The organism is Stenotrophomonas rhizophila, from assembly GCF_020857975.1.
GTDB lineage: Bacteria > Pseudomonadota > Gammaproteobacteria > Xanthomonadales > Xanthomonadaceae > Stenotrophomonas > Stenotrophomonas rhizophila_C.
The window spans coordinates 26,112-49,170 of record NZ_JACWUO010000018.1; the positions used below are offsets into that span (position 1 = coordinate 26,112).

General features: G+C 68.8%; 22 protein-coding genes. 11 read left to right on the plus strand and 11 right to left on the minus strand.

Annotation, left to right across the window (positions count from 1 at the left end):
* Positions 1-68 precede the first annotated feature (68 nt).
* Positions 69-1,865 carry a DUF4153 domain-containing protein gene (locus IC535_RS15145; RefSeq protein ID WP_228886764.1) on the plus strand — a complete coding sequence of 599 codons (1,797 nt, stop codon included), beginning with the start codon at positions 69-71 and terminating at the stop codon, positions 1,863-1,865.
* Positions 1,865-2,413: a DNA-3-methyladenine glycosylase I gene (locus IC535_RS15150; protein ID WP_228886763.1), complete on the plus strand. Its 549-nt coding sequence runs from the start codon at positions 1,865-1,867 to the stop codon at positions 2,411-2,413. The genes IC535_RS15145 and IC535_RS15150 overlap by 1 nt, the downstream gene beginning before the upstream one ends.
* A 128-nt stretch (positions 2,414-2,541) precedes the next feature.
* Here IC535_RS15150 and IC535_RS15155 read toward each other — a convergent pair whose 3' ends face one another.
* A complete protein-coding gene (locus IC535_RS15155; RefSeq protein WP_228886762.1) occupies positions 2,542-3,249 on the minus strand; it encodes a YitT family protein in 708 nt (235 codons plus the stop codon).
* Between the two features lie 120 nt (positions 3,250-3,369).
* On the minus strand, positions 3,370-3,582 hold the full coding sequence (locus IC535_RS15160) for a DUF4287 domain-containing protein (RefSeq protein WP_228886761.1): 213 nt from the start codon (positions 3,580-3,582) through the stop codon (positions 3,370-3,372).
* Between the two features lie 173 nt (positions 3,583-3,755).
* Here IC535_RS15160 and IC535_RS15165 point away from each other — a divergent pair, with 173 nt between their 5' ends.
* Positions 3,756-4,577, plus strand: coding sequence for an alpha/beta fold hydrolase (locus IC535_RS15165; protein ID WP_228886760.1), 822 nt, complete (start codon positions 3,756-3,758; stop codon positions 4,575-4,577).
* Between the two features lie 144 nt (positions 4,578-4,721).
* Here the strand turns inward: IC535_RS15165 and IC535_RS15170 are convergent, their stop codons facing one another.
* The 3 genes from IC535_RS15170 to IC535_RS15180 all read right to left on the minus strand — a co-directional run bounded on the left by IC535_RS15170 (position 4,722) and on the right by IC535_RS15180 (position 7,721).
* The gene (locus IC535_RS15170) at positions 4,722-5,282 is read right to left on the minus strand and encodes a hypothetical protein (protein ID WP_228886759.1); all 561 of its coding nucleotides are present in this window, start codon (positions 5,280-5,282) and stop codon (positions 4,722-4,724) included.
* A 213-nt stretch (positions 5,283-5,495) separates the two neighbouring features.
* Complete coding sequence (locus tag IC535_RS15175; protein ID WP_228886758.1) at positions 5,496-6,632, minus strand: PilT/PilU family type 4a pilus ATPase; 1,137 nt, start codon at positions 6,630-6,632, stop codon at positions 5,496-5,498.
* 51 nt (positions 6,633-6,683) lie between these two features.
* Positions 6,684-7,721, minus strand: coding sequence for a type IV pilus twitching motility protein PilT (locus IC535_RS15180; protein ID WP_228886757.1), 1,038 nt, complete (start codon positions 7,719-7,721; stop codon positions 6,684-6,686).
* An 86-nt stretch (positions 7,722-7,807) separates the two neighbouring features.
* On the opposite strand from IC535_RS15180, the gene IC535_RS15185 reads away from it, so the two are divergent.
* Positions 7,808-8,488, plus strand: a complete 681-nt coding sequence (locus IC535_RS15185; RefSeq protein ID WP_228886756.1) for a YggS family pyridoxal phosphate-dependent enzyme — start codon at positions 7,808-7,810, stop codon at positions 8,486-8,488.
* A 36-nt stretch (positions 8,489-8,524) separates the two neighbouring features.
* Positions 8,525-9,346: a pyrroline-5-carboxylate reductase gene (proC, locus tag IC535_RS15190; RefSeq protein WP_228886755.1), complete on the plus strand. Its 822-nt coding sequence runs from the start codon at positions 8,525-8,527 to the stop codon at positions 9,344-9,346.
* 380 nt (positions 9,347-9,726) lie between these two features.
* On the opposite strand, the gene IC535_RS15195 is transcribed toward proC, so the two are convergent.
* Positions 9,727-10,608, minus strand: a complete 882-nt coding sequence (locus IC535_RS15195; RefSeq protein WP_228886754.1) for a LysR family transcriptional regulator — start codon at positions 10,606-10,608, stop codon at positions 9,727-9,729.
* A 95-nt stretch (positions 10,609-10,703) separates the two neighbouring features.
* Here IC535_RS15195 and IC535_RS15200 point away from each other — a divergent pair, with 95 nt between their 5' ends.
* Complete coding sequence (locus IC535_RS15200) at positions 10,704-11,306, plus strand: short chain dehydrogenase (protein WP_228886753.1); 603 nt, start codon at positions 10,704-10,706, stop codon at positions 11,304-11,306.
* Between the two features lie 235 nt (positions 11,307-11,541).
* On the opposite strand, the gene soxR is transcribed toward IC535_RS15200, so the two are convergent.
* Positions 11,542-11,979: a redox-sensitive transcriptional activator SoxR gene (gene soxR / locus IC535_RS15205; RefSeq protein WP_324250483.1), complete on the minus strand. Its 438-nt coding sequence runs from the start codon at positions 11,977-11,979 to the stop codon at positions 11,542-11,544.
* Between the two features lie 91 nt (positions 11,980-12,070).
* On the opposite strand from soxR, the gene IC535_RS15210 reads away from it, so the two are divergent.
* Positions 12,071-13,435, plus strand: a complete 1,365-nt coding sequence (locus IC535_RS15210; protein ID WP_228886751.1) for an MFS transporter — start codon at positions 12,071-12,073, stop codon at positions 13,433-13,435.
* 7 nt (positions 13,436-13,442) lie between these two features.
* On the opposite strand, the gene IC535_RS15215 is transcribed toward IC535_RS15210, so the two are convergent.
* Together IC535_RS15215 and IC535_RS15220 are read right to left on the minus strand one after the other, a co-directional pair.
* A complete protein-coding gene (locus IC535_RS15215; protein ID WP_228886750.1) occupies positions 13,443-15,425 on the minus strand; it encodes an esterase/lipase family protein in 1,983 nt (660 codons plus the stop codon).
* Positions 15,422-16,399: a DUF4105 domain-containing protein gene (locus IC535_RS15220; protein WP_228886794.1), complete on the minus strand. Its 978-nt coding sequence runs from the start codon at positions 16,397-16,399 to the stop codon at positions 15,422-15,424. Before IC535_RS15220 ends, IC535_RS15215 begins: the two co-directional genes overlap by 4 nt.
* A gap of 231 nt (positions 16,400-16,630) precedes the next feature.
* Here IC535_RS15220 and IC535_RS15225 point away from each other — a divergent pair, with 231 nt between their 5' ends.
* Positions 16,631-18,733 (plus strand): TonB-dependent siderophore receptor, encoded by a 2,103-nt coding sequence (locus IC535_RS15225; RefSeq protein WP_228886749.1) that lies wholly within the window; start codon positions 16,631-16,633, stop codon positions 18,731-18,733.
* On the opposite strand, the gene IC535_RS15230 is transcribed toward IC535_RS15225, so the two are convergent.
* Positions 18,717-20,237 (minus strand): MFS transporter, encoded by a 1,521-nt coding sequence (locus IC535_RS15230; protein WP_228886748.1) that lies wholly within the window; start codon positions 20,235-20,237, stop codon positions 18,717-18,719. The two genes, IC535_RS15225 and IC535_RS15230, sit on opposite strands and share 17 nt — an antisense overlap.
* A gap of 106 nt (positions 20,238-20,343) precedes the next feature.
* Between IC535_RS15230 and IC535_RS15235 the strand changes: the two genes are divergently transcribed.
* From IC535_RS15235 to IC535_RS15245, 3 genes are read left to right on the plus strand one after another with little or no spacing between them, the layout of a single operon-like run.
* Entirely contained in the window at positions 20,344-21,267 is a 924-nt protein-coding gene (locus tag IC535_RS15235; RefSeq protein WP_228886747.1) for a LysR family transcriptional regulator, read from the plus strand.
* Between the two features lie 59 nt (positions 21,268-21,326).
* A complete protein-coding gene (locus IC535_RS15240) occupies positions 21,327-22,463 on the plus strand; it encodes a PepSY-associated TM helix domain-containing protein (protein ID WP_228886746.1) in 1,137 nt (378 codons plus the stop codon).
* The gene (locus IC535_RS15245; RefSeq protein WP_228886745.1) at positions 22,460-22,645 is read left to right on the plus strand and encodes a hypothetical protein; all 186 of its coding nucleotides are present in this window, start codon (positions 22,460-22,462) and stop codon (positions 22,643-22,645) included. Before IC535_RS15240 ends, IC535_RS15245 begins: the two co-directional genes overlap by 4 nt.
* A 114-nt stretch (positions 22,646-22,759) precedes the next feature.
* On the opposite strand, the gene IC535_RS15250 is transcribed toward IC535_RS15245, so the two are convergent.
* Positions 22,760-23,059, minus strand: coding sequence for a PTS transporter subunit EIIB (locus IC535_RS15250; RefSeq protein ID WP_228886744.1), 300 nt, complete (start codon positions 23,057-23,059; stop codon positions 22,760-22,762).

Sequence of the window (23,059 nt, forward strand, 5' to 3'; positions counted from 1 at the left end):
CGCTGGGGCCGGGACACGGGCGTGAGTGCTCGGCTAGCATGCGTGCTTCCCTGGACGGACCCGAGCGCATGCACACCAGCCCCGTACTTCCCACCGCCACGCGCAGTGCCATCGTACTGATCGCGCTGCTGCAGGGGCTGATGCTGTATGCCGTGCAGCAGGCCGCCGACAGCGGGCTGTTCCACGATATCGGCAACCGCCTGCGCTGGTACAGCTGGGTGCTCAGCGTACCCACCGCGGTCGCGCTGACCCTGGTCACGCTGGGCGACCGCCGGCTGTGGCTGCATGCCGCACTGGCCTCGCTGCTGGTGCTGGGCCTGGCCAGCTGGATCGGCTGGAACCTCGGCGGGGGTGCCACGGGCCTGCAGCAGGGCGTGCTGCTGGTTCCGTTCTCGGTCTGCATGGCCATCGCCGTGTTCGTCAGCCTGCCGTGGTGGCAGTTCCGGCTGCAGGAAGGGCATTGGCGCGCGCCGTATGCGGCGCTGTTCGAGCGTGCCTGGCAGAACGCGCTGACCCTGGCCCTGGCGGTGGCCTTCACCGGGCTGACCTGGCTGCTGCTGTGGCTGTGGGCGGCGCTGTTCCAACTGGTGGAGGTGCGCTTTTTCCGCGATCTGTTCCGCGAGGAGGCCTTCATCGCCCTGGCCACCGGCACCCTGTTCGGCTTCGGCGTGCTGATCGGGCGCACCCAGCACCGCGCGATCCAGATGATCCGCCACGTGCTGTTCGCGGTCGGCCGCGGCCTGCTGCCGCTGCTGGCCTTCATCGCGCTGATCTTCGTGCTCAGCCTGCCGTTCACCGGGCTGGACGCGCTGTGGCGGACCCGCTCGGCGGCCAGCCTGCTGCTGACCCTGTCGCTGCTGCTGGTGGTGTTCGTCAATGCGGTCTACCAGCACGACAGCGAGCGCCCGCCCTACCCCAATTGGCTGCGGCGGGTGGTGGAGGCCAGCCTGCTGGCGCTGCCGGTGTATGCCGGGCTGGCGCTGTATGCGATGGGGCTGCGCATCGACCAGTACGGCTGGACCCCCGAGCGGCTCTGGGGCCTGCTGGTGGCGCTGCTGGTGGCCGGCTATGCACTGGGCTACGCCATCGCAGTGCTGCGCCCGCGCGCGCGCTGGCTGCAGTGGATCGAGCCGGTGAACCGCTGGATGTGCTGGACGGTGCTGGGCATGGCGTTGCTGGCCAACTCGCCGCTGTTGGACCCGATCCGGATCAGCGCGGCCAGCCAAGTGGCCCGGCTGCAGGCCAAGGCGCCGGACATCAACGCCGACGACGCCGACACCCTGCGCTTCGGGCTGGGCCGGCGCGGCGTGGACGCGCTGCGCACGCTGCAGCAGGACCCGCGTTTCAGCGCTGATCCGCGCGCGGCCAGCGTGCTCGCCGCCGCGCTGGCGCGGGAATCGCGCTGGGCCTCGGCCGGGACGCCACCGATCGACGATGGCCTGCGCGACCTGGCGGCGCTGCAGCGCCAGCTGCAGGTGGCCAGGGGCACGACGGCACCGGACCCGGGCTGGTGGCAGGCGCTGCTGGCCCGCGGCGTGGCCGCCGGCGGCTGCCTGGAGGCTGGCCAGGCCTGCCTGGCACAGCGCCGCGACCTGGACGGCGACGGCGTGGATGAAGTGCTGCTGTGCGACCTGCAGGACTACCGTGGCCCGTCCTGCCACCTGCATGCGCTGCGCGCCGGCGCCTGGACCGACGCCGGCAGCATCGACCTGGGCAGCTACGGCACCCAGGATGAAGTGAAGCGCGCCAATGCCGCGCTGCGCGAGGGCCGCCTGCAGGTACACCCGCCACACTGGCCGCGGTTGTCGCTGGACGGCGGCGGCATGCGCAACATCGAAGAGCCCGCCACCAAGGAAACCCGCTGATGAGTGGCTATTGCCTGATCGCCCCCGGCCATCCCGTCCACGGCCATTACCACGACCACGAATACGGCTTCCCGCAGCGCGACGAACGCGAACTGTTCGAGCGCCTGCTGCTGGAAATCAACCAGGCCGGGCTGAGCTGGGAAACCATCCTGAAAAAGCGCGAGGGCTTCCGCGCCGCCTACGACGGCTTCGACGTGGACACCGTCGCCGCCTATGGCGAACGCGACATCGAGCGCCTGCTCAATGATGCCCGGATCATCCGCAACCGGCTCAAGGTGCACGCAGCGGTGCACAACGCGCAGGTGATCCAGCAGCTGCGGGCCAGTCATGGCAGCTTCGCGGCGTGGCTGGACGCGCACCACCCCCGGGACAAGGCCGGCTGGGTAAAGCTGTTCAAGAAGACCTTCCGCTTCACCGGCGGGGAGATCACCGGCGAGTTCCTGATGAGCCTGGGCTACCTACCCGGCGCGCACAGCCCGGACTGCCCGGTATATGCGCGCCTGCAGAAAATGCGTACCGACCAACGGTCGGTACCTACCGACAGGTAGGCGGCCACCGTTGGTGGTCGCGTGCGTGTGTCGCGGTAGGCGGCCACCGTTGGCGGTCGCGCGCGTGTGTCGCGGTAGGCGGCCACCGTTGGTGGTCGCGTGCTTTCGTACCCACCAACGGTGGGTACCTACACGCCCATGTAACGGCCCGGGCGGTGGTTGAACATCAGCACCAGGCTGAGCACCACCGCGCCGATCGCCGAGTACATCACCTGGGACGGGGACAGCACGAAGAACGCCACGCCCATCAGCAGCGTGTCGAAGGACATCTGCACCTTGCCGGCGCTCCAGCCGCGGGTGCGCTGCAGGTACACCGCCAGGATGCCGATGCCGCCCAGGCTGGCGCGGTGGCGGATGTAGAACAGGATGCCCAGCCCGGCCAGCGCGCCGCCGACCAGCGCCGAATACAGCGGGGCGATATGGGCAAAATCGGCCCAGCGCGGCAACAGGTCGGTGAGCACCCCGCAGGCGGTGACCGCCGCGAAGGTTTTAAGGGTGAACTCCCAGCCCATGCGCCGCACGGCCACCCAGTAGAACGGCAGGTTGACCAGCACGAACACCAGCCCGAAGTTCCAGCCGAACGCGTAGTGGGCCAGGAACGCCAGCCCGGCCATGCCGCCGATCATCAACCCGCCCTTGGCGAAGATGGCCAGGCCCAGCGACGCCACCAGCGTGGCCAGCACCATGCCCTGCACGTCCTCGGCCACCGAGTGGCGCAGGGCCGTTGCGTCGGCGATGGTACCGGCACTGTCCGGCGGCGGGGTCAGCGGGCCGGCGGTGACCAGGTGGCCGTCGGCGTCGTCGCACGGCGCGGGGCCATGGGAATCAAGGGACATGGGGGTGGGGGCTGTTGCGTGGGGAGCGGTATTAGACACGATCGGCGTGACCGTTGCAGGTGAATCGATTCAGCCGGCCAGCGCGTCGGTTCAGGCTGTGCCCCGGCCGCCGGCCGGCCCTCAGCCGCCGCCACGCAGGTGATGGGCCACCAGCGCATTGGCATGGCCGTGGCCAAGCCCGTGCTCGGTCTTCAGGAAGGCCACCAGCTGCATGTGTTGCATCCCGCCCTGGGCCACCAGCAAGGCCAGCCAGTGGCCGACCGGCTGCCCGTAGGTCTTTTCGATGGAGGGGAAATAGGAGGCCGGGCCGGTGACCTTGGCGGTGTCGCTCATGATGGATTCCTCGGAATGGACGCCCCGGCCGAACCGCCGGGTCATGCAGTACGACGCTGCAGCGGTCGCCGAATCGACATCCACCGTTCATGTCCGCTGAACGCCTGCCTGCGCAGCATGCAGGACGGGCCGCCCGCCGGGCCGCCGCTCTCTCCCCCACAGGAAGCCACGTCATGCCGTATGTCACCACGCCCGACAACACGCAGATCTTCTACAAGGACTGGGGCAAGGGCCAGCCGATCGTGTTCCACCATGGCTGGCCGCTCAGCGCCGACGACTGGGACAGCCAGCTGCAGTTCTTCCTGCTGCAGGGCTACCGGGTGATCGCCCATGACCGCCGCGGCCACGGCCGGTCGTCGCAGACCAGCGGCGGCCATGACATGGACACCTACGTGGCTGACGTGAACGCCCTGGTCGAGCACCTGGACCTGCGCGATGCGGTGCACATCGGCCATTCCACCGGCGGCGGCGAGGTGGCCCACTACGTGGCCCAGGCCACGCCCGGCCGGGTGGCCAAGGCGGTGCTGATCGGGGCGGTGCCGCCGGTCATGCTCAAGAGCCCGGGCAACCCCGGCGGCACGCCCAAGGAGGTGTTCGACGGGTTCCGCCAGCAGCTGCTGGACGGGCGCGCCAGCTTCTACCGCGAGGTGCCGATTCCGTTCTATGGCTTCAACCGCGACGGCGCCCCGCCGCAGCAGGGCATCGTCGACAACTGGTGGCGGCAGGGCATGATGGGCGCGATCAACGCCCACTACGACTGCATCAAGGCGTTCTCGGAAACCGACTTCACCGAAGACCTGAAGAAGATCGACGTGCCGGTGCTGGTCATGCACGGCGACGACGACCAGATCGTGCCGATCGCCGATTCGGCCGAGCTGTCGATCACCCTGCTCAGGCACGGCACGCTGAAGGTCTACAAGGGCTACCCGCACGGCATGTGCACCACCCACGCCGGGGTGATCAACCAGGACCTGCTGGCGTTCGTCCGCAGCTGAGCCGCGTACCGACCGACGACCGGTACCTGCCCACGCAGGCGGGTACCGGCAGCGCGCGAGCAGCGGGTAGGCCGCCAATGACCCGGCCGTTTCCCGTTGCTGGAACTCGGCTTCGTGCGGCCAGCACTACGGCCCGGCGCTGGTTCAACGCGCTCCCGGCAGCGGCACGCTGACCTCGCCCACCAGCATCAGCAGCAGGCCCATCGCCAGCAGCCCGCCGCCGAACAGCAGGATCAGGATGTGCCAGACCGTCAGCCGGTCCAGGCGCGTGCTGTCGATGCGCTCGTCGCGGTGGTACTGGCGCAGCAGCGCGTTGACCGGCAACAGCGGCACAACGCTGAACAAGGCCAGCAGCGAGCCGGCGTTGTCGAGGCGGCCGGCCAGGTTCAACACGGCGAACACGATACCCAGCAACGCCACCGGGAAGGCCAGTTCGCGGCGGCGGCCACGGGTCATGTCACTGAGCCGGGCAAAGCAGGCGAATGACCACAGCAGGCAGAACAGCGCGCGCGCCCACGGCCACAGCGGCTCGCCGGTTTCGCGCTGGATCGCCTGCCAGTTGCGCCAGAACCAGTACAGCGTGTACAGGCCGAACGTGGCCAGCGACATCGCCACCAGCTTGAACGTGGACGGTGCGAAGAACATCGGCTTGTCGGTCGCCAGCGCCCCCGCGGCACGCTGCTCATGCGGCAGCGGGGCGGACATCGGCAGGCCCGACGCCGGCAATTCCCGGCTCGGCGGGCGGTACGGGTTGTGCACATCCATATGCAGGCTTACCAGGCAGGTGGTGGGTCGGCCGCGGCAGGTGCCGCGCCCGCGGTGCGGAGCGCGGCGCGACTATGCCAGAGAACCATGGCGTCCACCAGCCAGGCGATGCACGCCTGCAGGCGCGCCGCGCCGATGGCTGTCGGCACTGCCTCAGCGGATCTCGGAGATCTCCACCCCATCCAACCCCTGCGACAGCGTGCGCGCATCGCCGCCCTGGGACAGCTTGATGCGCAGGCGTACTTCGTTCTGCGAATCGGCGTAGCGCAGCGCATCTTCGTAGCTGATCTCGCCGGCCTGGTACAGCTCGAACAGGCTCTGGTCGAAGGTGCGCATGCCCAGCTGCACCGACTCCTTCATCACTTCCTTGAGCTTGTGGATCTCGCCGTCGCGGATGTAATCCTGCACCAGTGGGGTGCCGAGCATGATCTCCATGGCCACCTTGCGCGACTTGCCGTCCGGCGACGGCACCAGCTGCTGGGCCACCACGCCCTTGAGGTTCAGCGACAGATCCATCAGCAACTGGTTGCGGCGGTCTTCGGGGAAGAAGTTGATGATGCGGTCCATCGCCTGGTTGGCGTTGTTGGCATGCAGCGTACACAGCACCAGGTGGCCGGTTTCGGCAAACGCGATGGCGTGGTCCATGCCCTCGCGGGTGCGCACCTCGCCAATCATGATCACGTCCGGCGCCTGGCGCAGGGTGTTCTTCAGCGCCGCTTCCCAGCTGTCGGTGTCGATGCCCACTTCGCGCTGGGTGATGATGCAGCCTTCGTGCTTGTGCACGAATTCGATCGGGTCTTCGATGGTGATGATGTGCCCGGTCGAATTGTGGTTGCGGTAGCCGATCATCGCCGCCAGCGAGGTGGACTTGCCGGTGCCGGTGGCGCCGACGAACAGGATGATGCCGCGCTTGGTCATCGCCAGCGTCTTGATGATCGGCGGCAGGTTGAGCTCTTCCACGGTGGGAATGCGCGTCTCGATCCGGCGCAGCACCATGCCGACCTGGTTGCGCTGGTAGAAGCAGCTCACGCGGAAGCGGCCCACACCGGACAGGCCGATGGCGAAATTGCATTCGTGGGTCTTTTCGAACTCTTCGCGCTGCGCCGGCGTCATCACGTTGAGCACCATGTCGCGGCTCTGCTGCGGCGTCAGCGGGGTCTGGGTGATCGGCGAAATCTTGCCGTTGACCTTGATCGCCGGCGGCATGCCGGCGGTGATGAACAGGTCCGACGCCTTCTGGTGCGCCATCAGTTTGAGGAACGAGGTGAAGTCGATGGTGGTGGTGCTCATCGCGGTGTGCTCCGAAGGTTTTCAGGAGCCGGCCAGCGGCCGGCACTACCACTATTCGAAAATCCGCTTGTCCTTGGCGTATTCGCGCGCCTGGTTGCGGGTGATCAGGCTGCGCTTGACCAGGTCCTGCAGGTGCTGGTCCAGGGTCATCATGCCCAGCTGCTGGCCGGTCTGGATCGCCGAGTACATCTGCGCCACCTTGTCCTCGCGGATCAGGTTGCGGATGGCCGGGGTGCCCACCATGATTTCCCACGCAGCGGTACGCCCGCCGCCGACCTTCTTCAGCAGCGCCTGCGAAATCACCGCGCGCAGCGACTCGGACAGCATCGAGCGCACCATCGGTTTTTCGCCGGCGGGGAACACGTCGATGATGCGGTCGATGGTCTTGGCCGCCGAACTGGTATGCAGCGTGCCGAACACCAGGTGGCCGGTTTCGGCGGCGGTCAGCGCCAGGCGGATGGTTTCCAGGTCGCGCAGTTCGCCGACCAGGATGATGTCCGGGTCTTCACGCAGGGCCGAGCGCAGTGCTTCGTTGAAGCCGTGCGTATCACGATGCACTTCGCGCTGGTTGATCAGGCACTTCTGCGAGGTGTGCACGAATTCGATCGGATCCTCGACGGTGAGGATATGCCCGTATTCGTTCTTGTTGATGTGGTCGATCATCGCCGCCAGCGTGGTCGACTTGCCCGAACCGGTCGGGCCGGTGACCAGGATCAGGCCCTGCGGCTGGTCGATCAACTCGCGGAAGATCGGCGGCACCGCCAGGTCTTCCAGGGTGAGCACTTCGGACGGAATGGTACGGAACACCGCACCGGCGCCGCGGTTCTGGTTGAAGGCGTTGACACGGAAGCGCGCCAGCGAGGGAATCTCGAACGAGAAATCGACCTCGAGGAACTCTTCGTAATCGCGGCGCTGCTTGTCGGACATGATGTCGTAGACCAGCGCATGGACCTGCTTGTGGTCCAGGGCCGGAATATTGATGCGGCGGACATCGCCATCGACGCGGATCATCGGCGGCAGGCCTGCCGACAGATGTAGATCCGACGCTTTGTTCTTTACGGAAAACGCCAACAGTTCGGCGATATCCATGCGCTGCTACTCCCCATGACTGCTGCGACTGGAAGGTTCTTTCCCCGGCCGGCAGTATAGCGTTCCTGATCTGCCGGAATGCGCCCGTGTCCGCCCTGCCCCTGCCGACGATACTGCTGAACCTGCACAACGCGGCCACCGCCGCCGGGCGGCCAGACCCCCGCCTGCTGGCGGTTTCCAAGACCCAGCCGGCCGCCGCGGTGGCCGCACTGGCCGCGCAGGGCCAGCGCGCGTTCGGCGAGAACTATGTGCAGGAGGCAGTGGCCAAGATCGAGGCGCTGCGCGCACTGGGCCTGGAGTGGCACCTGATCGGCCACCTGCAGTCCAACAAGGCCGAGCTGGCCGCGCAGCAGTTCGACTGGGTGCAGAGCGTGGACCGGCCCAAGCTGGTGGCCGCGCTGGCCGCGCACCGCCCGGCCGCGCTCGCTCCGCTGAACGTGCTGATCCAGGTCAACATCGACGATGAAGACAGCAAGCATGGCTGCCGCCCCGAAGCGGTGCCGGCATTGGCTGCGGCGATCGCCGCGCAGCCGCGCCTGCAGCTGCGCGGGCTGATGGCCATTCCCGCGCCCTGGCCGGACCCGGCCCGCCGGCAACAGGCGTTGGCGCGGATGTACGGATTGTTCCAGGCACTGGCCGTGGCCCACCCCCAGGTGGATACGCTGTCGATGGGCATGAGCGGCGACTATCCCGAGGCGATCGCCCAAGGTGCGACCATGGTCCGGATCGGCACCGCGCTGTTCGGTGCGCGTGCACGCCCGGCCTGAGGCCTCGGTTCTGAACCCCTGTTCCAAGGAGATTGCATGAGCACGTCCACGCTTACCTTCATCGGCGGCGGCAACATGGCCCGCAGCCTGATCGCCGGCCTGGTCCGCCAGGGCGTCGCGCCGGCGCACATCCACGTGGCCGAGCCGGTCACCGCGCTGCGCGAGCAGCTGACCGCCGACTTCGGGGTGAAGACCTATGCAGCGGCCACCGAAGCGGCCGCGCAGGGAGCGGTCTGGGTACTCGCGGTGAAACCGCAGGTGCTGCGCGATGTCTGCGCCTCGCTCACCGCGCTGGCCCGCAACACGCAGCCGCTGGTGCTGTCGATTGCCGCCGGCATCACCAGCGCGCAGCTGGAGCGCTGGCTGGGCGGCGATCAGGCGGTGGTGCGCGCGATGCCCAATACCCCCGCCCTGCTCGGCGCCGGCGTCACCGGCCTGTATGCCACCGCCGGGGTCAGTGCGGCGCAGCGCCGGCTGGCCGATACGGTGCTGGCCAGTGCCGGGCGCACGGTCTGGATCGACGACGAGGCGCGCATGGATGCGGTCACCGCCGTGTCCGGCAGCGGCCCGGCCTATGTGTTCCTGCTGGCCGAAGCGATGGAGGCGGCGGCGATCGCCCAGGGCCTACCGGCCGACGCCGCGCGCACCCTGGTGGTGCAGACCCTGCTCGGCGCCAGCCGCATGCTGGACGAATCCGGCGAGGCCCCGGCCGAACTGCGGCGCCGGGTGACCTCGCCCAACGGCACCACCCAGGCCGCGATCGAGTCGTTCCAGGCCGATGGCTTGGAGGCGATCGTGGCACGCGCGATCGATGCGGCCACCCGGCGCGGCCAGGCATTGTCGGCGGCGAACGACTGAGCGGCGCGGACCCGGGCGAGGCGGCCGCGACGCTGCCCGCGGGTAGGGTCGGTTCCCAAACGACTGCCGGTCATGCCGATCAGCACGGTGACGCAGGGACCCACACCGAAGCAGCACGCCGTCTCCGGCCAGGGTCATGCCCTATCGCGCTGGCAACCTCCCACGGCAGTCGATCCGGATGCGACCCTACCAGCGGGCGCCCGACGGCCCCCGGTAGGGTCGGTTCCCAAACGACTGCCGGTCATGCCGATCAGCACGGTGACGCAGGAACCAACACCGAAGCACCAAGGCCGTCTCCGGCCAGGGTCATGCCCCATCGCGCTGGCAACCTCCCTCGGCAGTCGATCCGGATGCGACCCTACCAGCGGCCCAGGCGCGCGTCAGCCCACCACGCGCGCCAGCAGGAAATCCACGAAACTGGACAGCTTCGGCCGCGGCCGACGGTCCGGCAGGTAGACCAGGTGCAACGGCCGCGGTTCGGGCAGGTACGCTTCCAGCACCGGTTGCAGGCGGCCGGCGGCGATGTCCTCGGCCAGCAGCACCGCCGGCTGCAGGATCAGCCCGGCACCGGCCAGCGCCGCCCGGCGCAGGCCATCGCCGTCGTTGCACAGCAGCCGCGAGTGCTCCGACCAGTCCTGCGCGGGCTGCCCGCGCAGCCGCCAGCCCTGGCCGCCGCGCCAGGCCAGGTGGGTCAGGCAATCGTGGCCGGCAAGATCGGCCGGATGCTGCGGGGTGCCCCTGCGCTGCAGGTACGCCGGCGCGGCACAGATCCGCATCGCATACGGCGGCAGCGGCCGCGCCACCCATTCGGCCGACCCCGGCTGGCCCATCCGCACCACCGCATCGAACTGCTCTTCGATCAGGTCCACCCGGCGGTTGCTCAGGTCCAGTTCCACCGTCACCTGCGGATGGGCGGCCAGGTAGTCGGCCACCAGCGGTGCCAGCACGCAGCTGCCCCAGGTCACCGGCGCGCTGATCCGCAACACGCCCTGCGGCTGTGCCTGCAGCCCGGCCACGCTGGCCTGCGCCTGCTGCACCTGGTCGAGCACCGCGCGGCAGCCGGCCAGGTAGTTGCGGCCGGCATCGGTCAGGCTCTGGCGGCGGGTGTTCCGCTGCAGCAGGCGCACGCCCAGGTGGGCCTCGAGCTGCTGCAGGTACTTGCCGACCATCACCGAGGACACCTGCAGCTGCTCGGCGGCGGCGTTGAGGCTACCCCGGTCGACCACCGCGACGAAGGCCTGCATGCAGCGCAACGTATCCATTGGAAACCACAGGTTAGGAATCTACAAATCATACGCCGGTTACCAAACCCCCGACAGGGGCGCAGACTGGCCTGACTTTCCCTGGAGCGATACCCATGAAGATTCTGCTTGTCGGTGCCAGCGGCACCCTGGGCCAGGCCGTCGCCAGCACGCTCGGCGCCCACCATGAACTGATCCGCGCCGGCCGCCATGGTGGCGATGTGCAGGTCGACCTGACCGACGACGCCAGCGTGCAGGACCTGTTCGCCAAGGTGGGCAAGCTCGATGCGGTGGTCGCCACCACCGGCCAGGTGCACTTCGGCCCGCTGGCCCAGATGCGGCCGGCCGATTTCAACCTCGGCCTGCAGGACAAACTGCTCGGCCAGGTGCGGCTGAGCCTGGCCGCCCAGCATCACCTGAACACCGGCGGTTCGATCACCCTGACCAGCGGCATCATCAGTGCCCAGCCAATCCGGGACGGTGCCAACGCGACGTCCGCCAACGCCGCGCTCGAAGGTTTCGTGCGTGCGGCCGCCTGCGAATTGCTGCCGCGCGGGCTGCGCATCAATGCCGTGAGCCCGAACGTGCTGGTCGAATCGATGGACGACTACGGCGCCTACTTCCCCGGGTTCGAACCGGTCACCGCCCAGCGCGCCTCGCTGGCCTACCAGCGCAGCGTGGAAGGCGTGCAGAGCGGGCAGGTGTTCACCGTGTGGTGAGGGCGGCGATCGGCACGTATCGACCAACGGTCGATACCTACCGATCCAACGCGGTCGATACCGCCGATTCAGCGCGGTCGATTCCGATTCAACCCGGTAGCTGCCGACCGTTGGTCGGTAGGCCGGTCACAGACAGGTAGTGCCGGCCGCTGGCCGGCTCCACGCATTGCCCCGAATCGACCGAGGAGCCGGCCAGCGGCCGGCACTACCGTCGCATGGCGTTCCGGCGTTTCAATCAGCTCTCCCACCGCCGTGGCCCATCGCCGCGCTCGCCCAGCGCATCGTCAGGATTGGTCAGGCGGCAACGTTTCAGCGACAGGCAACCGCAGCCGATGCAGTCGGTGAGCTGGTCGCGCAACAGCAGCAGTTGCTGGATGCGCTGGTCCAGCTCGCTGCGCCACAGCGCCGACATCCGCGCCCACTCGGCCTTGGTCGGGGTCTTGTTTTCCGGCAGCGCGGCGAACGCGCTGGCCACCGCCTCCAGCGGCATGCCGACCCGCTGCGCGACCCGGATCACCGCCAGCCGGCGCAGCACATCGCGGGCGAAGCGGCGCTGGTTGCCGGCGGTGCGCAGGCTGCGGATCAACCCCTTGCGCTCATAGAAATGCAGCGCCGATACCGCTACGCCGCTACGCCTGGACACTTCCCCCACACTCAGTTCCTGCGCGATCACGAGCTTGACCTCAACCATGGTTCAGGTGGCATCCTGCGTGACGATCGCGCGTGCTGCAAGCGCCCTGCCCCCGTTTTCCTGGATTTCGCGCATGTCTTCCGATGTTGCTGCACCTGTTTCCGTCCCCACCGATGCACCGCCGTCGATCCTGTCGCCGGCCTACCGCGCCACCACCATCGGCATGGTCGCGCTGATTTCGCTGCATGCCTTCGAAGCCCTAGCGGTGGCCGCGGCGATGCCCACCGTCGCCCATGAACTGGATGGCCTGCGCCTGTATGCGCTGGCGTTCGGCGGCACCCTGGCCACCAGCGTGATCGGCATGACCCTGGCCGGGCGCTGGAGCGATCAGCGCGGCCCGGCGCGGCCGTTGTGGCTGGGCCTGGCCTGCTTCATCGCCGGCCTGCTGGTGGCCGGGCTGGCCCAGCACATGCCGGTGCTGGTGCTGGGCCGGCTGATGCAGGGGCTGGGCGCCGGTGCGATCTCGGTGGCGCTGTACGTGCTGGTCGGCCGCACCTTTCCCGAACCGATGCGGCCACGGGTATTTGCCGCGTTCTCGGCTGGCTGGGTGGTGCCATCGTTGGTCGGCCCGGGCATCAGCGGGCTGATCGTGCAGCACCTGGGCTGGCGCTGGGTGTTCCTGGCGGTGCCGCTGCTGGCCGTTCCGGCGGCGCTGCTGTTGCGTCCGGCGCTGCGCAACCTGGCCCCCGCCAGTGCGGCGCCGGGCGACACCACGGTGGTGCGCTGGGCGATCGGCGCGGCCGCTGCCGCGCTGCTGCTTTACATCGGCGGGCAGCAGCAGGGCTGGGCGGCCTTGGCCCTGCTGCTGCCGGCCGTGGCGTTGCTGGCGCTGTGCAGCTGGAAACTGCTGCCGGCCGGCACCCTGCGGCTGCGCCGTGGGCTGCCCAGCGTGATCGCACTGCGCGCCATCGCCGCCTCGGCGTTCTTCGGTTGCGAAGCGTTCCTGCCGCTGCTGCTGCAGCGCGAACGCGGGCTGAGCCCGCTGCTGGCCGGGGTGGCGTTGAGCCTGGGCGCATTGGGCTGGTTCAGCGGTTCGTGGCTGCAGGGCCACCAGCAGCGCGGCTGGTCGCGGCGGCAGCTGCTGCAGGCCGGGGCGCTGCTGATGTGCGTGGGCATCGTCATCACCGCACTGGCCCTGCATCCCAGCGTGCCGCTGTGGCTGGCACTGGCCGGCTGGAGCCTGACCGGGCTGGGCATGGGCCTGGTCTACCCGAGCCTGTCGGTGCTCACCCTGTCGTTGTCGCCGCCGGCCCAGCAGGGCGCCAACACCTCGGCGCTGCAGTTGAGCGAGGCGTTGGGCGTGGCCACCACGCTGGCGGTATCGGGCTCGTTGTTCGCGCTGTTCCTGCAGGGCAACGTGATTGTGGGTTACCTGCTGACCTACGCGATCATGCTGGCGCTGGCCGTGGCCAGCGTGGCGGTGGCCCGGCGGGTGTAGCGCCGGGTCAACGCAGCGGGGCAGCGCCCCGCTCTACCGGAAGGTGCGAGTCGCCCACCTCCTTGAGGTCCTCGCGCAGGATGCGGCGGATTTCCAGTACCGCCTGTGGGGTTTCCTGCACGCTGTGCCCGGAAGTGATCACCTTCTCCGACACCGCCCCGTCCAGGTGCGCGCTCCAGTACGGCACCAGTCCATCGTCGGACTGCGCCAACGGGATTTCCGGTTTGCGCTGGGCGATGATCGAGTGGTACTTCAGCCCGGGCATGATCGGCAGCGCACCGGCGGCCTTGACGAACGGGTCGCTGGCCTTGAGGTTGTCGATGCTGTTGGGGATCTGCAGTTTGGTCGGCTGCGCCGATTGCCGTTCGGACTGCTGCAGGGTCTGGAACACATCGTCGAACTTGCCCAGGATAGTGATCGGCAACCGCACCAGGCGGCCGATCAGCCGGCCCAGGCGGTTGCCGGCGATGTCGGTGCCCTTGTGCGGGGCGGCGATGAAGATCGCCCGTTCCACGTTCGGTTCGGCGTTGAAGTGCAGCAGCGGCCCCAGCTTGGCTTCCACCCGCTTCAGCCGCTCGCCCTTGAGTTCGTAGTTGGCCAGCAGCTGGTCCCACAGCACTTCGCCGGAAGAGGTCACCAGCAGGCGGGCAAGCACGCCGCCCATGCTGTGGCCGATGAACACCATGTTCTTCGACGCCGGGCTGCTGCCGGTCGGATCGAAGTGCCTGAGCGTGTTGTTGAACGCTTCGTTGATCTCAAAGCGGTTCAACGCGATCGGCGCATTGGTCGGGTAATAGACCTGCCACACCTGGAAGTGCCGGCGCAGCTCGGGGTCGCCCATGATCTCGTTGGCCACGTTGACCCAGGCCTCCGGGCTGCTGCCCAGCCCGTGCAGCATGAAGATGATGCGGCGGTTGGGATCCCACGGCTGCATCAGGTACATATGCGGCTCGGCGATACCCTCGCTGAGCCCGAACAGGGTGCGCAGCGACTGGGTTGCAAAGCCGGACTGGGCCAGCCACATGCCATAGGCGGCGGTGAAGTTGCCGGCCAGCGGCACCTTCTCCCCGTGCAGGTCGATACTCTCGGTGGACTCGGGCGAGTACACATCGAACAACACCTGGGTGGTATCGAGCACCTGCTGCAGGGTGTCGCCCTTGAAGCGCAGCAGCGCGGTAGCGTTGATCGCCGACATCTCGCTGTACTGCGGAACCTCCGCCTTGCTGCCGTCGGCGGCGGCAATCAGCTTGGGCGGGTCCATCACCACCACCAGCTCGGCACCGAAGCCGTCGCGGCGGTAGGTGCTGCGCAGGCCGGCAAAGCTCACCGACGAGGCCGAGACCATGCTGGTGGGAATGCTGGACATGCGCAGTTCGTCGAAGTCCGAGGTCAGCGTCCAGCGCTCGCCGGCCACCGGCGCGTTGTAGTCCTCCCCGTCCAGCGCGCTCTCGCGGGCACGCTTGAACACCACCGCCGCGGTCTGTTCGGCCGCGTAGTTGTAGTAGTCGCGCACCTGGGTCTGGCGGTCTTCGAAAGCGCGCTCGGACGGGGTACGCCCACTGAAGAACAGGTAGGCATAGGCATAGCGCGCCGCTTCCAGCCACGCATCCAGCGCGGCATCGGACATCGGGTGTTTGTCGCGGTCCTTGGGCTTGGGGCTCAGGCCCAGCGCTGTCTTCACCCACAGCTCCGACAGCGCCGACAGCCGCTGCTCTTCGGGCAGCACCGCGGTGTCTTCCAGAGTCTTCTGGCAGGTGACCACATCCTTGGCGCACAGGTCCTCGTCCAGGCCGATGACGCTCAAGGTCTCCTGCGATGCCGCACTGAGCTTGCCCGAGGTGAGCACATCGCCGCGCTTGCTGGCCAGGTAGTCGGTGGGCGCCACCTGCTTCATGGTCACCATCGCACAACCGCTGGACAGCAGCAGCGACAGGGCCACCGCCAGCAGCGGCAGCATCCGGCGCCGAACGCCGGGATAGACAGCCATCATGGAACGCTTCCTTGCTCGGCGCCGGGCATGCCCTGGCGGATCAGTCGGGAGAAATCGGGATCCTCGCCTGCGGCACGGGCGCGATCGGTGATGCGGCCGCGTGCCTTGAGCGTGGCGAAATCCACGCCCGGCACCAGTACGCCGAGGTCGCGCGCGTATTCGGCGAAGTAGCCGGACACCAGCAGGCGGTAATCCAGCGGCAGGCCCGGCGCGATCTGTTTGGCCAGTGCGTAGACGATGGTGGTGCAGTTGCTGGTCAGCGTGTTGTAGAACGCCGGGGCGGCATCGAGCTTGCGCGCCTCGCCCAGGTAGGAAACGAACAGGCCCTTGAGCTGCTCCCGGGTCATGCCCTGCAGGCGGTACAGGTACACATCTTCGCCGCGCACGTTGCTGCGCACGCGGACGATGTCGGTTTCCTCCGACGCCACCAGAGTCATCTCGAACTTGCGGAAGAACCCGCCCAGCGCCGAGAACGACTCGCCGCGCTCCTTGCGGATCTCCAGCGAGAACACCAGCTGGCGGCCGTCGGCGAAGCCGAACGAAACCAGGGTGTGGGCGATCATCGGCCCCATCCAGTAGGACATCACCAGGTCGGCCGAACGCAGCTGATCCAGGTCGTACTGGCGGCGTACCCAGCGCACGTCATGGTCGTCTTCGCTGCGCCAGGTGAAATCGCGCACGTTGTCGAGCACTACATGGCGGCCATCGAACTGCACCACCTTCAGCCGCTGGGCCACGTCATCGGCCCAGACCCGGTCCTGGCGCGGGGTCAGCAGCAGCCACCACACCCCGGTGGCGACCAGCGCGGCCGCATACAGCGCACCCGGCCAGCGCCCGGCGCGGGCACGCGCCACCGCCACCACCGCGGTCAGCGCAAAGCCGGCCCACAGCGCCATGGCCACGCCACGCAGCCAGCCCGGACCGGGCAACTGGTAGGCCAGCATGCCGGTGACCCACAACGCCGCCACCAGCATCAGCAGCGCCAGCCCCCATCGTCCTGCCTTCTTCACGCGTCGTTCCGTCGTTGGTCCGGGGCGCTAGTTAGCCATAACCATGGCCGGCAGGACATATTCGCCTGTTCAGCTTGGTCGCAGCCCGGCCCCGCGCTGGCCGCTGTCGCCTACAGCGCATCTGAGACTCATTTGCATTGACGCCCGGGCCTCCCGATAATCCGCCCCCTCCCCTCCGTTCCCGGATTCCCCGCCATGCCCGTCCTGCCGCGCCGCCGCCCCGCCCTGTTGCTGTTCAGCCTGGGAGTTCCCACCCTGCTGGCCTCGGCGCTCGCCCATGCCCAGGACGGCGACACGGCGCGGACGCTGGATGCGGTCAGCGTGGTGGCCGAGCGCGCCAGTACCGCGACCAAGACCGACACGCCGCTGACCCAGACCCCGCAGGCGATCAGCGTGGTCACCAGCGACCTGTTCAGCGACCGCGGCGCACACACCCTGCAGGAAACCCTGCGCTACAGCGCCGGCGTCACCGCCGACGCCTACGGCATGGACACCCGCAGCGACGGCAGCACCATGCGCGGCCTGGACCCGGTGCAGTACCTGGACGGCCTGCGCCGCAGCTACGGCTTCAATCCGATGGCGCGTACCGAGGTCTACGGCCTGGAACGGGTGGAAGCACTGCGCGGCCCGTCCTCGGTGCTGTACGGCGCCGGAGCCACCGGCGGCATCATCAATGCCATGACCAAGCGCCCGACCTTCAACGAGATCGGCGGCGAAGTGGGCGTGCAGCTGGGCAACTTCGACCGCAAGCAGTTCCAGGCCGATATCGGCGGTGCATTGAACGATGCCGGCAGCGTGGCCGGGCGCGTGGTCGGCCTGGTCCGCAACGCCGGCATGCAGACCGATTTCATCGACGACGACCGCATCTACATCGCCCCGTCGATCAGCTGGCGCGGTGAACGCAGCAACCTGACCGTGCTGGCCAGCTACCAGCACGACAAGACCGCTTCCAGCCAGCAGTTCCTGCCGGTGGCGGCCACCTTGAACGCTGCCGCCGGCCGCCCGCGGCTGGGTCCGTCCACCTTCCTCGGCGACCGCGATTTCGACAAGCTCGATTCGCGCGTCTACAGCGTCACCGCGCTGTTCGACCACCGCTTCAGCGACAGCGTCAGCCTGCGCTCGTCGGTGCGCTACCTGGACGGCAAGACCGAGTTCCGCCAGCTGTACCCGGATACCTACAGCAACCCGCTGGACCCGTTCATCGATGCCGACAAGCGCGTGGTCAACCGCAACGCCTATGGCGTGCGCCCGGACGTGCGCGTGCTGACCAGCGACACCGCCTTCCAGTTCGACTTCGCCACCGGCGCCTTCCAGCACCTGCTGCTGGCCGGCGTGGACTACACCGACTACCGCGAGGAATCGGCCGGCCTGGATGCCACGCCCACGCCGATCGACATCTACGCCCCGGTTTCCACCGGCGTCACCATCAACGCCTGGAACCGCCTGCCCGACCAGCGCACCACCCAGCTGGGCGTGTACGTGCAGGACCAGATCCGCTGGGCCGACCGTGTTTCGCTGGTGCTGGGCGCGCGCCGCGACCATGCGCGCAGCAGGACCGAAGGCCTGCCCAGCCAGACCGACAACGCCACCACCTACCGCGCCGGCCTGATCGGCGAAATCGGCGCGGGCGTGTCGCCGTACATCAGCTACAGCGAGTCGTTCCTGCCGGTCAACGGCCAGGACTTGTACGGCCGCGCGTTCAAGCCGATGCAGGGCCACCAGACCGAAGCCGGCGTGAAGTGGCAGCCGGCGCGCAACATGCTGGTCACCGCCTCGGTCTACCGCATCACCGAAACCAACCGCCAGACCAACGATCCGGACAACGTGCTCAACGTCATCCAGACCGGTGAAATCCAGTCCAAGGGCGTGGAGCTGGAAGGCCAGTTCTCCTTTGCCAACGACTTCACCGTGACCGCGGCCTACGCCCGCAACAAGGCCGAAGTGACCCGCAGCAACTTCGCCATGGAAGTGGACCAGCGCCTCAACGACACCCCGCAGGAACTGACCTCGCTGTGGATCGCCAAGGGCTTCCAGCTCGATGCCGATGCGCGCCTGCGCGTGGGCCTGGGTGGCCGCTACGTCGGCAATACCCAGTCGCTGGGCTATGGCGGTTTCATCCGCACCCCCAGCTACACCCTGGTCGATGGCCTGTTCGAACTGCAGGTCACCGACTGGACCATGGCGCTGAACATCACCAACCTCACCGACAAGAAGTACTTCGCGCCGTGCCGCAATTTCGGCGACTGCTTCACCGGCAACCCGCGCACCGTCACCGGCACCATCAGCTACCGGTTCTGAGTGCGGCAGGCATGCGCTGCCATCCCAGCAGCGCCATGACCAGCACCGCACTGCCGGCGGTGGCTGCCGCCAGGCCGCGCAGCAGCCACGCCAGCGCATCGCTGCTGGCGTGCTGCAGCGCCGCCGCAGGCAGGCCCGGCAGCAGGGCCGAGGCCTGCGTCAGCGAACCGGTGGCCAGGTAGGCCCCGGCCCGGGCCAGCGTGGCCCACGACGCGGCAGTGCCCGGCGCCAACCGCTGCGCCACCAGGGCGGCCAGCAACGCAGTCACCGCGGCCAGCGCGATGCCTTCGCCGGCCACCCGCACCGTGCCGAAGATGCCGGCGGCCATGCCCGCCCGCTCGGCCGGCACCACGCTCACCGACAACCCATCCATCAGCCCCCACGGCAGCGCCGTGCCGGCGCCGACCAGCAGCAACGCCAGCCACCACTGCGCCGGCTCGGCATGCAGCGCGCGCCGGGACAACAGGTACAGGCCCAGCGCGCACAGCAGCAGGCCCAGCGCGCACAAGCGCGCCGCCCCTATCCGGCGTGCCCAGCCGGCGGCAAGCAGCGGCAGCACCAGCAGCGGCGCCGACAACGCCAGCATCTGCATCCCCACCTGCAGCGACGATTGCCCCTGCACGCCGGACAGGTGCAACGGCAGGATGACCAGCAGCACCACGTAGCCAAGGCAGGTGGCCACCGGCAACAGCTGCACGCCCAGGAATTGCCGCTGCGCGAACAGCGACAGTTGCAGCAGCGGATGCTGCAGGCGGCGCTCGACCCGCACGAACGCCACCAGCAGTGCCAGCGTCGCCGCGGCCGCGCCGATGACGACCGGCGCGTGCAGGCCATGCTCGGCCAGCAACAGCAGCCCGGCGGTCAATGCGGCCAGCATCAGGCTGAAGACGACCATGCCGGCCACATCCAGCCGTACCTGCATGCCGTGGCTTTCGTCCAGGTGGTGCCAGCCCACGGCCCATGCCGCCAAGGCCAGCACGCCGCCGCTGGCAAATACGCTGCGCCAGCCCAGGGCGTCCAACAGGACCCCGGCCAGCAACGGCCCCAGCGCAAGCCCGACCCCGAACATCGTCCCCATCAAGGCAAACGCGCGCGTGCGCGCATGCCCGTCAAAACCTTGCGCCAGCGCCGCGCTGCCCGAGGCCAGGGCGGCGGCGGCGCCTACGCCCTGGGCGCCCCGCGCCAGGTCCAGCCAGATCAGATCCGAAGCCAGGCACACCGCCAGGGTGGCCAGCGCAACACCGGCGCAGCCGGCCAGGAACAGCCGTCGTCGCCCCCACCGATCGGCAAGGCCGCCGGCGGCCAGCAACAGGCTGCCGAAGCTGAGCATGAACGCATTGGTCACCCAGGCCAGCGCGGCCGGCGAACCGGGAAACCGGCCGGCCAGTGCCGGCACTGCTATCGCGCCGGCGGAAAAAGACAGCGGCAGCGCCAGCGCCACCAGGCACACGGCCAGCAGCCCCAGGCGCGGATCGCGGGACGGGGAAAGGGAAAACGACGACATGGGGAGTTCCTGGGGAGACGGCCATTGAAGATAGCCATGCGCCTATTTCCAATAAACGCCGCCATCTGCATTTGATTGCGGCCACTTCTTCCGTAATCATCCAGTGATGGACTCCATCGCCGAACTGCTTGCCTTCGTCCGCACCGCCGAAACCTCCAGCTTCGTCGGCGCCGCCCGCAGCCTGGGCCTGTCGCCCTCCACCGTGGGCAAGCGCGTGGCCCGGCTGGAACAGGATCTGGGCGTGCGCCTGTTCCAGCGCACCACCCGGCGCGTGCGCCTGACCGAAGCCGGCGAGCGGCTGCTGGAGCGCTGCCGGCGTGCGCTGGAGGAATTGTCCGAGGCACGCGCCGACCTGGCCCAGCGCCAACACTCGCCCAGCGGACTGCTGCGGGTTGGCCTGCCCACCATCGGCTACCGCTTCCTGTTGCCCGTGCTGCCGCTGTTCGCCCAGCGCTATCCGGACGTGCAGCTGGAACTGGACTTCAACGACCGCCTGGTCGATGTGGTCAGCGAAGGCCTGGACGTGGTGATCCGCAGCGGCGAACTGGCCGATTCCAGCCTGATGGCGCGTCGCCTGGGGCCCTTCCATTTCCTGCTGTGCGCGGCTCCCGCACACCTGCGCACGCATGCGCCGCCGGCCACGCTGGCGCAGCTGGGCGCACACCCGGCCGTGCGCTTCCGCTTTCCCACCACCGGCAAGCTGCAGCCGTGGACGCTGCCCGGCCATGCCGGCGATGCCGGCGCGCCGCTGACCACGGTGATGACCTGCAACAACATGGAAGCCCTGCTGGCCGCGGCCATCGGCGGCATGGGGGTGGCCTGGATGCCGGATTTCCTCGCCGCCGAGGCACTGGCCGACGGCCGCCTGCAGGAACTGCTGCCCGACCACCCGCGCCAACCCGGCCAGTTCTCGCTGCTGTGGCCGGGCAGCCGCCAGCCCGGCGCGCGCCTGCGGGTGTTCATCGATTTCATGGCCGAGCACCTGTTCAACGCAGCGCCGCCGCTCACACCTTCCCGCCGGCGGCGCTGACCGCGCCGACCTCATCACGTACCATCGCCGGCATCCTCGCCAGCCCTGCGCCAGCCCACATGCAACGCACCACCCTCAAAGCCTGGTTCCTCGTGCACAAGTGGACCAGCCTGGTCTGCACTGTGTTCCTGCTGCTGTTGTGCCTGACCGGCCTGCCGCTGGTGTTCGGCGAGGAAATCGCCCACCTCGACGAGCCCGAGGTGGCGGCCGCCCCGGCCGATGCGGTGCCGCGCGACCTGGACGCGCAGGTGCGCACCGCCCTGGCGCAATACCCTGGCGATGTGCCGTTGTTCGTCGGTTGGGATCCGGACGCGCCCACGGTCTACGTCAATACCGGCGCGCGCCCGGACACGCCGCCGCAACAGATGCACACCGCCCTGCTGCACGCAGTCAGTGGCGAAGTACTGCCCGCCGCGCAGTTCAACCAGGGCGTGATGTACTTCCTTTACCGCCTGCACACCGACCTGTTCCTGGGCCTGCCCGGCATGTCGTTCATGGGCGCCATGGGCCTGCTGTTCGCCGCGGCGATCGTGTCCGGGCTGGTGTTGTATGGCCCGTTCATGCGCCGGCAGCGGTTCGGCACCCTGCGCACCGGGCGCAGCCGCCGCCTGGCCTGGCTGGACCTGCACAACGTGCTCGGCGTGGTCACCCTTGGTTGGGCGCTGGTGGTGGGCGTCACCGGCGCGATCAACACCATTGCCAAACCGCTGGAGCAGGCCTGGCAGAGCGAGCAGCTGGGCGAATTCGCCGCGCGCTATGCAGGCAAGCCGCGCCCGACCACGCTGGCCCCGCTGCAGGCGGCGGTGGCCACCGCGCGCCACGCCGCACCGGGCATGCGCCCGGCCTTCGTCAGTTTCCCCGGCACCGGCTACAGCGGCGATCACCACTACGGGGTGTTCATGCAGGGCAATACGCCGCTGACCGAGCGCCTGTACCGCCCGGTGCTGATCGACGCGCAGACCGGCGCGCTCACCGCGCAACCGCAGTTGCCCGGCTACATGAGCGTGCTGCTGCTCAGCCAGCCGCTGCACTTCGGCGACTACGGCAAACTGCCGCTGAAGATCCTGTGGGCGCTGCTGGACCTGCTGACCATCGCGGTGCTGGTCACCGGCCTGTACCTGTGGTTCAAGCGGGGCAGCACCGAGGCACGCGTGAGCGAGCTCGAACGCGCCGCGCAAACGGAGGCTGCGCCATGAGCACGCCCGGCCAACCGCCACCGCGCAGCCCCTTCACCGCGCCGGCTTGGATCGCCGCAGCCAGCGTGCTCGGCCTGGTCAGCGCGCTGATCGGCGATGGCGTGTTCGATGCCGTGTCATGGGTGGTGTTCGCCGCACTGGTCGCCGTGGTGGTACGCGTGTGGGTGAAGCGCACGCGCTGATACCGCCAGGCGCCGGCAACGGTATCGCGGGGAAGCATCCAGCGCCCGGCGTCGCGCGGGGCTTGTCGGGAGGCATCTCCACGTCCGCTTGCCGGCGTCACTGCGGTGCCGCAATCATGGTCCAGGGCTGTCCTCGGGCGTCAGCACGTGCACCAAACCATCAGGCAGCAGCATTGCTCCGGCTAAGCTGCAGGCCTGCAGCGCCGCTTCGTCGATCCGCGCTTGGTCGCGCACCTGCACGCGGATGCGGGTGATCGCAACGCGCTGTTGCGTTGCCAGGTTTTCGCTGCCGCCCAGCGCGGCGATCACTTCCGGGGCGAGCAGCGAGGCCGGCACGGCCGCGTCCGCGGGCGGCGCGGCCACCAGGTCCGGCGTGAGCAGTTTCCAAAGCGCATCGTTCCATTTACCGAGCAT

What these genes read in the sequence shown, in the direction of transcription:
- IC535_RS15145 (WP_228886764.1), top strand. Translation starts at nt 69, where the DNA reads ATGCACACCAGCCCCGTACTTCCCACCGCCACGCGCAGTGCCATCGTA.
- IC535_RS15150 (WP_228886763.1), top strand. Translation starts at nt 1,865, where the DNA reads ATGAGTGGCTATTGCCTGATCGCCCCCGGCCATCCCGTCCACGGCCAT.
- IC535_RS15155 (WP_228886762.1), bottom strand. Translation starts at nt 3,249, where the DNA reads ATGTCCCTTGATTCCCATGGCCCCGCGCCGTGCGACGACGCCGACGGC.
- IC535_RS15160 (WP_228886761.1), bottom strand. Translation starts at nt 3,582, where the DNA reads ATGAGCGACACCGCCAAGGTCACCGGCCCGGCCTCCTATTTCCCCTCC.
- IC535_RS15165 (WP_228886760.1), top strand. Translation starts at nt 3,756, where the DNA reads ATGCCGTATGTCACCACGCCCGACAACACGCAGATCTTCTACAAGGAC.
- IC535_RS15170 (WP_228886759.1), bottom strand. Translation starts at nt 5,282, where the DNA reads ATGTCCGCCCCGCTGCCGCATGAGCAGCGTGCCGCGGGGGCGCTGGCG.
- IC535_RS15175 (WP_228886758.1), bottom strand. Translation starts at nt 6,632, where the DNA reads ATGAGCACCACCACCATCGACTTCACCTCGTTCCTCAAACTGATGGCG.
- IC535_RS15180 (WP_228886757.1), bottom strand. Translation starts at nt 7,721, where the DNA reads ATGGATATCGCCGAACTGTTGGCGTTTTCCGTAAAGAACAAAGCGTCG.
- proC (WP_228886755.1), top strand. Translation starts at nt 8,525, where the DNA reads ATGAGCACGTCCACGCTTACCTTCATCGGCGGCGGCAACATGGCCCGC.
- IC535_RS15195 (WP_228886754.1), bottom strand. Translation starts at nt 10,608, where the DNA reads ATGGATACGTTGCGCTGCATGCAGGCCTTCGTCGCGGTGGTCGACCGG.
- IC535_RS15200 (WP_228886753.1), top strand. Translation starts at nt 10,704, where the DNA reads ATGAAGATTCTGCTTGTCGGTGCCAGCGGCACCCTGGGCCAGGCCGTC.
- IC535_RS15210 (WP_228886751.1), top strand. Translation starts at nt 12,071, where the DNA reads ATGTCTTCCGATGTTGCTGCACCTGTTTCCGTCCCCACCGATGCACCG.
- IC535_RS15215 (WP_228886750.1), bottom strand. Translation starts at nt 15,425, where the DNA reads ATGATGGCTGTCTATCCCGGCGTTCGGCGCCGGATGCTGCCGCTGCTG.
- IC535_RS15220 (WP_228886794.1), bottom strand. Translation starts at nt 16,399, where the DNA reads ATGCTGGTGGCGGCGTTGTGGGTCACCGGCATGCTGGCCTACCAGTTG.
- IC535_RS15225 (WP_228886749.1), top strand. Translation starts at nt 16,631, where the DNA reads ATGCCCGTCCTGCCGCGCCGCCGCCCCGCCCTGTTGCTGTTCAGCCTG.
- IC535_RS15230 (WP_228886748.1), bottom strand. Translation starts at nt 20,237, where the DNA reads ATGTCGTCGTTTTCCCTTTCCCCGTCCCGCGATCCGCGCCTGGGGCTG.
- IC535_RS15235 (WP_228886747.1), top strand. Translation starts at nt 20,344, where the DNA reads ATGGACTCCATCGCCGAACTGCTTGCCTTCGTCCGCACCGCCGAAACC.
- IC535_RS15240 (WP_228886746.1), top strand. Translation starts at nt 21,327, where the DNA reads ATGCAACGCACCACCCTCAAAGCCTGGTTCCTCGTGCACAAGTGGACC.
- IC535_RS15245 (WP_228886745.1), top strand. Translation starts at nt 22,460, where the DNA reads ATGAGCACGCCCGGCCAACCGCCACCGCGCAGCCCCTTCACCGCGCCG.
- IC535_RS15250 (WP_228886744.1), bottom strand. Translation starts at nt 23,059, where the DNA reads ATGCTCGGTAAATGGAACGATGCGCTTTGGAAACTGCTCACGCCGGAC.